The organism is Bacillus sp. FSL K6-1284 (genome assembly GCF_038002625.1).
Classification (GTDB): Bacteria; Bacillota; Bacilli; order Bacillales; family Bacillaceae; genus Bacillus; species Bacillus paralicheniformis.
This window is the reverse complement of the sequence record NZ_JBBOCW010000001.1, coordinates 4,383,759-4,391,915: the sequence shown is the minus strand read 5'-3', so window position 1 is coordinate 4,391,915 and position 8,157 is coordinate 4,383,759. Positions and strand designations below refer to the sequence as shown.

The window sequence follows — 8,157 nt, the reverse complement described above, 5'->3', positions numbered from 1 at the left end:
AATGGCGGTTCGTCCCTCCTTTACCAGCAATATTTGCTCGTCCAACCTGTTATAGAACACAAAAAAAGAGCAAATGGATGAGTCCATTCGTTAATGAAATGTTGAAAACATATAATATAGTAGAAAAACGTCTTTTCGACATTCTTCACAAGATGTGGACAAATTCCTGCACACCCTGTGAAAAAACTTTCCACAACTTATCCACAGTTTGTGGATAATGGATTGGCAGCCAATTTGTTATCAAGAGTTAAAACACAAATATAATATCAGAATAAGCGAGTGGTTGCAATGGTTGCGAGGAACTTATCCACACACTATACAAACTGTTGAAGAAATATTGTCCACAACGGTTAGTTTTGTGAAAATGTTGTCGATAATGACTGTGGATAGAAAAAACGAGGCGAAAGATATCCACATTGGCTTTTTTTTTCGCTTCGTTCATCCCATTTTCCCGCTTCCAAAAAAATCTTTTAAGCTAAAATTGAGGAAAAGTGAAATTAGGCTTTCGAAGAAAATTGATATGTGTTATCCTATTATGGTGCAAAAAAGAAATGTGTGAGCGAAGTTGACAATGAACTGCTCATCCCAATATAATAAATTAGACTGTCTTTAACAGCTATTCCTCGAGGGAGGTGTCATACATGAAAAGAACATTTCAACCAAATAACCGTAAGCGCAGCAAAGTTCATGGCTTTCGCAGCCGTATGAGTTCTAAAAATGGACGTCTTGTATTAGCACGTCGTCGCCGCAAAGGAAGAAAAGTATTATCAGCTTAGGCCACTGAATAATGTCAGTGGTCTTTTTTACATAGAGGAATGATCAAGCCCATTTGCCAGCTTGTTATCGGAGTGAAAGAAGATATGAAAAAGCGAAATCGATTAAAGAAAAATGAAGATTTTCAAAAAGTATTTAAAAAAGGCAAATCGATGGCAAACCGGCAATATGTTTTATATGTGCTTCACCAGCCTGAGGCGAAAGAGTTTCGGGTGGGACTGTCGGTCAGCAAGAAAATCGGAAACGCAGTCGTGCGCAACCGGGTAAAGCGGCTGATTCGCCAGGTCATCCAGGAAGAGCGGGATCTATTAAAACAAGAAAATGACTACATTATCATCGCAAGAAAGCCTGCAGCTGAATTGTCATATGAAGAGACGAAAAAAAGTTTGCAGCACCTTTTCAGAAAGTCGTTTGTCTACCGGAAAAAACCGAATCAGCCATCATAGTCCGGGTTAAAAAGATGTTATGGCCCTCATTTTTAAGCGCTTCCTTTAGCTCCTGAAAAATGTCGTCGCCCATTCGGGGAGAAAGATGATAAAATACGAGAAAGTATGTCTTTTTAATGGTCATAACCGAATAACACCGGTTGAAGAATGAAGATTTAGGAGGAAATATTGTTGAAGAGGCGAATTTTATTATTGTTCAGTATGATCGGCGTTATCGTGCTGTTAGCTGGATGTACGGAAATCAACCAGCCGATCACTGCAGAAAGCGAAGGGTTTTGGAACACGTATATCGTATACCCGCTGTCACAGCTGATCACGTATGTAGCAAATTTAACGAATGAAAACTTCGGACTCGCGATTATCATCGTCACGATCTTAATCAGACTTTTAATTTTGCCGCTGATGATCAAGCAGACGAAGAGTTCGAAAGCGATGCAGGCTCTCCAGCCTGAAATGCAAAAACTTCGCGAAAAATACAGTTCTAAAGATCAAAAAACGCAGCAGAAGCTTCAACAGGAAACGATGGCTCTCATGCAGAAGCACGGGGTTAACCCGCTTGCCGGATGTTTCCCGATCTTAATTCAAATGCCGATTTTAATCGGATTCTATCATGCCATTATGAGAACGCGGGAAATCGCAGAACACAGCTTTTTATGGTTTGACCTTGGGGAGCGTGATCCGTATTTCATTTTGCCGATTCTCGCCGGTGTGTTCACATTCATTCAGCAAAAGCTGATGATGGCGGGAACAGCGCAACAAAATCCGCAGATGGCGATGATGCTTTGGCTGATGCCGATCATGATCGTTGTATTTGCGGTCAGTTTCCCGGCGGCTCTTTCCCTGTACTGGGTAGTCGGTAACTTATTCATGATTGCTCAAACCTTCTTTATCAAAGGGCCTGATTTAAAGGCAGAGAGGCAGGAAGCGGCAGCCGGAGGAAAAAAATCCGGAGGTAAGAAAAAGTGAAGGAACTGACTGCTACTGGACGTACCGTCGATGAAGCAGTGCAATCCGGGCTTGAACAGCTGGGCCTTCATGCAGATGATGTCGAAGTCGACGTAGTTGATGAAGGAAAAAAGGGATTATTCGGCATTTTCGGTCATCGGTCTGCAGTCGTGAACATTCGGGAAAAAATAGACCCGGTTAAAGAAGCAAAACAGTATTTGGAAAATGTGATTTCGAATATGGGAATACAAGCCCAGGTGACGGCAGAAGAGGAGTCAAAACGAGTGATTTTTCAGTTAAAAGGCGATAAAACAGCCCTTTTAATTGGAAAAAGAGGACAAACTTTAAATGCCCTTGAAACGCTGACGCAGCTCGTGCTCAATCGTCATTCTGACAGATATATCCAAGCGGTGGTTGACGCCGAGGGATACCGCGCAAAGCGGAAGGAAACACTCGCTCAGCTTGCATTGAAGCTTGCTGACCAGGCGGCCAGGCAGAAAAAAGACATTCACCTGGAGCCGATGCCTTCCAGTGAGCGCAAAGTCATCCATGATACGCTTGCGGGCTACTCGCAGCATATCGAAACTTATTCTACCGGAGAAGACCATAACCGGCACCTTGTCATCTCATATAAAAAATAACATGAAAACCGAAGTTCCCAAAATTGGGGCTTCGGTTTTTTGCCGTTGCAAAATCGATAAATGCAGACCAAATCGGTTTAAGCTTTAGTTTTTTCGGTGTAAGCTGTTGATGAAAATGAAATTTAATTGTTATTCACATGTGGATAAGTTAAAGTAAGTAATGATGGCTTAGAACGGTTGTGGATAACGGTTCAAGTCACTTCCACTTCAATTGAAACTATGATATCTTTAAATTTTGATTACAATAAAAGTTTTTCATCCATATACGATGTTTGGAAGATGACCCGGACAAATGGGGATAATAGATAGAGGAATGAAAAAGAGAGGTGAAAGCCATGGATACCATCGCTGCGATTTCAACGCCGATGGGAGAAGGGGCGATTGCGATCGTCCGGATGAGCGGCCCTGAGGCTCTTGCGATCGCCAATAAAGTATATAAAGGACCTCGCGGGAAAAGGCTGAGTTCCGTCGATTCACATACGATTAACTACGGTCATATCGTTGATCCTGAAACGGAAAAAGTCGTGGAAGAAGTCATGGTTTCGGTACTGAAAGCGCCGAAAACTTTTACGCGGGAAGATATTGTAGAAATCAACTGCCACGGCGGAATTGTAACCGTCAACCAGGTGCTTCAGCTCGTTTTGAGAGAGGGAGCGCGCCTTGCGGAACCGGGGGAATTTACGAAAAGAGCCTTTTTGAACGGAAGAATCGATCTTTCCCAGGCTGAAGCTGTCATGGATCTCATCAGGGCCAAAACAGACCGCGCTATGAATGTGGCCATGAATCAGATGGAAGGAAGGCTGTCTTCACTGATCAAACGGTTGAGAGCCGAGATTCTTGAAACGTTGGCCCATGTTGAAGTGAATATAGACTATCCGGAATACGATGATGTCGAAGAAATGACCCATAAGATGCTGATTGAAAAGGCGACAAAGGTCAAAAAGGAAATCGAGGCGCTGCTGACGACTTCAGAGCAGGGTAAAATATTAAGAGAAGGCATCTCGACGGTTATCATCGGGCGGCCAAATGTCGGCAAGTCCTCGCTTTTAAACAGTCTCGTCCATGAGACAAAAGCGATTGTAACGGACATTCCGGGTACGACGCGGGATGTCATTGAAGAATATGTGAATGTCAGAGGCGTGCCGCTGCGTCTTGTCGATACAGCTGGGATCCGCGAGACCGAAGACATCGTCGAGCGAATCGGCGTTGAACGTTCAAGACAGGTATTAAAAGAAGCTGACTTGATTTTGCTTGTCCTCAATTACAGTGAGACCCTTTCGGAAGAAGACATCAAGCTCTTTGAAGCAACGAAGGGCATGGACATCATCGTCATCGTCAATAAGACCGATCTTGAGCAAAGACTTGATCTTGATCGCGTTCGGGAATTGGCGGGGAACCAGCCTGTCGTCACGACATCCTTATTGAAAGAGGAAGGGATTGATGAGCTGGAGGAAGCCATTCAATCGCTATTTTTCACAGGAACGATCGAGAGCGGCGACTTGACATATGTCAGCAATACAAGGCACATCTCACTGCTGCATGAGGCGAAGCGCGCCATTACTGACGCATTGGAGGGCATCGAAAACGATGTCCCGATCGATATGGTTCAAATTGATTTAACAAGATGCTGGGAAGTTCTCGGAGAGATCATTGGCGATGCTGTACACGAAAGCCTGATCGACCAGCTCTTCTCTCAATTTTGCTTAGGAAAATAAAGGAGGAACAAAGCATATGGGCTATGAAGCAGGCCAATATGACGTCGTTGTCGTCGGCGCCGGACACGCCGGTGTTGAAGCGGCGCTGGCGTCAGCCAGACAAGGCGCAAAAACGCTTGTCTTAACGATTAACCTTGATATGGTTGCTTTCATGCCATGTAACCCGTCTGTCGGCGGACCTGCAAAAGGAATCGTCGTCCGCGAAATCGATGCGCTCGGCGGGGAAATGGCTAAAAATATCGATAAAACTCATATCCAAATGAGGCTTTTAAATACTGGAAAAGGACCTGCCGTCCGGGCTCTGCGGGCTCAGGCTGACAAATTCCAATATCAGCACGAGATGAAAAAGACACTTGAGAATGAACCGAATTTGACCATGCTGCAAGGAATGGTCGAACGCCTTCTTATTGAAGACGGGGAATGCCGGGGCGTTGTAACCCAAACAGGGGCGGAGTACCGTTCTAAGACTGTGGTTCTGACGACGGGGACATTTTTGAGAGGAAAAATTATTCTTGGCGATCTGTCATACTCCAGCGGGCCGAACAATCAGCAGCCGTCCATCAAGCTGTCTGAGCATCTTGATGAGCTCGGCTTTGATCTCGTCCGTTTTAAAACAGGGACGCCGCCGCGGGTCAACAGCCACTCAATTGACTACAGCAAAACGGAAATTCAGCCCGGCGATGAAGTGCCGCGGGCCTTTTCGTATGAGACAGTGGAATATATTACAGATCAGCTTCCGTGCTGGCTCACATATACAAGCCCGGAAACGCATGAAATCATTGACAACAATCTGCATCGCTCACCGATGTATTCCGGTATGATTAAAGGAACGGGGCCAAGATATTGTCCTTCAATTGAAGACAAGGTTGTCCGCTTTAACGACAAACCGAGACACCAGATCTTTCTTGAACCTGAAGGGCGCAACACCCAGGAAGTCTATGTCCAGGGATTGTCGACAAGCCTTCCTGAAGATGTGCAGCGAAAAATGCTTTCAACTATTCCCGGTCTTGAAAATGTGCAAATGATGCGGGCAGGATACGCGATTGAATATGATGCGATCGTACCGACACAGCTGTGGCCGACACTGGAAACGAAAAAAATTCCGGGACTCTTCACAGCCGGACAGATTAACGGAACATCAGGCTATGAAGAAGCGGCCGGACAGGGAATTATGGCCGGCATCAATGCGGGCCGGAAAGCGCTTGGCAAAGAAGAGGTCATTCTCAGCCGTTCTGACGCTTATATCGGCGTATTGATCGACGACCTTGTAACGAAAGGAACAAACGAACCGTACCGCCTGCTGACTTCACGTGCGGAGTACAGGCTCCTTCTGCGTCACGACAATGCAGACTTGCGCCTGACCGAGATCGGCTATCAGATCGGTTTGATTTCTGAAGAACGATATCAAAAGTTCCAAGAGAAAAAAGCGGCCATTGAAGCAGAGAAAAAACGCCTTCATTCTGTTATTATCAAACCGACAAAGGAAAATCAGGAATATATCCGTTCATTGGGCGGCAGTGAGCTCAAAGACGGCATACGCGCGACCGACCTGATGAAGCGGCCGGAAATGAATTATGAAACCGTTACTGCTCTTGCGCCGCCTGAACAAAAAGTCGCCGGCGACGTTGCTGAACAAGTTGAAATTCAAATTAAATATGAAGGATATATTGAAAAGTCCTTGCAGCAGGTCGAAAAACTAAAGAAAATGGAAAACAAAAAGATTCCTGACAGAATCGACTATGACGCGATCAAAGGCATTGCAACGGAAGCGCGCCAAAAATTGAAAGAGGTCAGACCGCTGTCGGTCGCACAGGCCTCACGGATTTCCGGCGTCAATCCTGCTGATATTTCCATTCTACTCGTTTACTTAGAGCAGGGACGGATTGCCAAGGTTGCGGAATAGAAAGGGTGACGGCATGAACATTGAGCAATTTACAGCCGGTTTGGAGGAGAAAGGCATCTCCCTCTCTTCCTTCCAGCTGGAGCAATTTGAGACCTATTATGAATGGCTTGTTGAATGGAACGAAAAAATGAATTTAACCTCGATTACCGAGAAAAAAGAAGTGTATTTAAAACATTTTTACGACTCCATTGCCGCTTCTTTTTATGTTGATTTCAAAAAGATGAACAGTCTCTGTGATGTTGGAGCGGGCGCCGGATTTCCAAGCCTTCCGATAAAAATCTGTTTTCCTCACCTTCACGTCACAATCGTTGACTCGCTGAACAAACGGATTCACTTTTTGAATCAGCTGTCAGATGCTTTGAAGCTGGAAAACACAGCTTTTTACCATGATCGCGCGGAAACATTCGGAAGATCGAAAGACCACAGGGAAAGCTATGACGTCGTGACGGCACGCGCTGTCGCCCGCCTTTCGGTTCTCAGCGAGCTCTGCCTTCCGCTTGTGAAAAAAGACGGTTTATTCGTAGCATTAAAAGCAGCTTCGGCTGATGAAGAAATTGAAACGGGCAAAAAAGCCATCAAAATGCTTGGAGGCAAAATTGAAACCGTACATTCTTTTCAGCTGCCAATTGAAGAAAGCGACAGAAACATCATTGTCATCAAAAAACAATCGCAGACACCGAAGAAATTTCCAAGAAAGCCTGGAACACCTAATAAATCTCCTATAGAAGGTTAAATTATTCGTTTTCTTCAAATTTCGTGATGTCACAGAAGGAAAATTCATGAGAAAATAGAATTATAAAAATGGCAGTGTTTAAAGGTGGTGTAGGTACATGAAGCATTCATTCTCTCGTCTCTTCGGACTTGGCGACAAGGAAGAAGAAGCAGAGATTGCTGAACATGATACGAATAAAGAAGAAATTCAAGAGATTCCAGTAGGCGATATAATTCCTAACCGTTTTCAGCCGCGCACCATTTTCTCAGAAGAAAAAATTAAAGAATTAGCTGCAACCATTCATACACACGGCATTATCCAGCCGATTGTCGTCAGAAAAACAGAGCGGGAAGGCCAATATGAACTCATAGCCGGAGAGCGGCGCTGGCGGGCGGTTCAAACGCTCGATTGGGAGAAGGTTCCCGCTATTATTAAGGATTTTTCAGATACGGAGACCGCTTCCGTCGCTCTTATCGAAAACCTTCAGAGGGAAGAATTATCTTCGATTGAAGAAGCGCATGCTTATGCAAGGCTTTTAGAGCTTCACGATTTGACGCAGGAAGCCCTTGCACAAAGGCTTGGAAAGGGCCAGTCAACAATCGCCAATAAGCTCAGACTGTTGAAGCTTCCGGAAGAGGTGCAGGAAGCGATCTTGAAAAAAGAAATTTCAGAGCGCCACGCAAGAGCGCTCATACCGTTGAAACAGCCCGACCTTCAGGTCAAGCTGTTACATGAAGTCATTGAAAAGAATTTAAATGTAAAGCAAACCGAAGACCGTGTCGTCAAAATGCTTGAGCAGGATAAACGCAAGCCGAAACCAAAGAGAAAAGCGTACAGCAGAGACGCAAGAATCGCGATGAATACGATTCGCCAGTCCTTATCAATGGTGGAAGACAGCGGCGTCAAACTGAATACGGAAGAAGAGGAATTTGAAGAATATATTCAGTTTACGATCAAGATACCGAAATAAAAGCTCCCTATAGAGCTTTTATTTTTTTAGGCAAAATATCTATGGGGGAGC

Annotated in this window: 8 protein-coding genes; all 8 read left to right on the top strand. The window is 44.9% G+C overall.

The window, feature by feature from the left end; translation table 11 throughout:
* Positions 1-641 precede the first annotated feature (641 nt).
* The 8 genes from rpmH (at position 642) to noc (ending at position 8,106) form a co-directional block, all read left to right on the top strand.
* Entirely contained in the window at positions 642-776 is a 135-nt protein-coding gene (gene rpmH / locus MHB72_RS22310) for a 50S ribosomal protein L34 (RefSeq protein WP_003178075.1), read from the top strand.
* Between the two features lie 84 nt (positions 777-860).
* Positions 861-1,220, top strand: a complete 360-nt coding sequence (gene rnpA, locus MHB72_RS22305) for a ribonuclease P protein component (protein WP_020453656.1) — start codon at positions 861-863, stop codon at positions 1,218-1,220.
* 165 nt (positions 1,221-1,385) lie between these two features.
* Positions 1,386-2,186, top strand: coding sequence for a YidC family membrane integrase SpoIIIJ (gene spoIIIJ, locus MHB72_RS22300; protein ID WP_095291183.1), 801 nt, complete (start codon positions 1,386-1,388; stop codon positions 2,184-2,186).
* Positions 2,183-2,806, top strand: coding sequence for an RNA-binding cell elongation regulator Jag/EloR (gene jag / locus MHB72_RS22295; protein WP_020453654.1), 624 nt, complete (start codon positions 2,183-2,185; stop codon positions 2,804-2,806). Before spoIIIJ ends, jag begins: the two co-directional genes overlap by 4 nt.
* Before the next feature lie 335 nt (positions 2,807-3,141).
* On the top strand, positions 3,142-4,521 hold the full coding sequence (mnmE, locus tag MHB72_RS22290; protein WP_216919065.1) for a tRNA uridine-5-carboxymethylaminomethyl(34) synthesis GTPase MnmE: 1,380 nt from the start codon (positions 3,142-3,144) through the stop codon (positions 4,519-4,521).
* A gap of 16 nt (positions 4,522-4,537) precedes the next feature.
* Positions 4,538-6,424 (top strand): tRNA uridine-5-carboxymethylaminomethyl(34) synthesis enzyme MnmG, encoded by a 1,887-nt coding sequence (gene mnmG, locus MHB72_RS22285; protein ID WP_020453652.1) that lies wholly within the window; start codon positions 4,538-4,540, stop codon positions 6,422-6,424.
* Between the two features lie 13 nt (positions 6,425-6,437).
* Positions 6,438-7,157: a 16S rRNA (guanine(527)-N(7))-methyltransferase RsmG gene (rsmG, locus tag MHB72_RS22280; RefSeq protein WP_020453651.1), complete on the top strand. Its 720-nt coding sequence runs from the start codon at positions 6,438-6,440 to the stop codon at positions 7,155-7,157.
* A 97-nt stretch (positions 7,158-7,254) separates the two neighbouring features.
* Positions 7,255-8,106 (top strand): nucleoid occlusion protein, encoded by an 852-nt coding sequence (gene noc, locus MHB72_RS22275; RefSeq protein WP_023856799.1) that lies wholly within the window; start codon positions 7,255-7,257, stop codon positions 8,104-8,106.
* The last annotated feature ends 51 nt before the right edge of the window (positions 8,107-8,157 follow it).

Excerpts from the sequence above, each read along its gene's own strand:
- rpmH (WP_003178075.1), top strand. The coding sequence starts at position 642 with ATGAAAAGAACATTTCAACCAAATAACCGTAAGCGCAGCAAAGTTCAT.
- rnpA (WP_020453656.1), top strand. The coding sequence starts at position 861 with ATGAAAAAGCGAAATCGATTAAAGAAAAATGAAGATTTTCAAAAAGTA.
- mnmE (WP_216919065.1), top strand. The coding sequence starts at position 3,142 with ATGGATACCATCGCTGCGATTTCAACGCCGATGGGAGAAGGGGCGATT.
- mnmG (WP_020453652.1), top strand. The coding sequence starts at position 4,538 with ATGGGCTATGAAGCAGGCCAATATGACGTCGTTGTCGTCGGCGCCGGA.
- rsmG (WP_020453651.1), top strand. The coding sequence starts at position 6,438 with ATGAACATTGAGCAATTTACAGCCGGTTTGGAGGAGAAAGGCATCTCC.
- noc (WP_023856799.1), top strand. The coding sequence starts at position 7,255 with ATGAAGCATTCATTCTCTCGTCTCTTCGGACTTGGCGACAAGGAAGAA.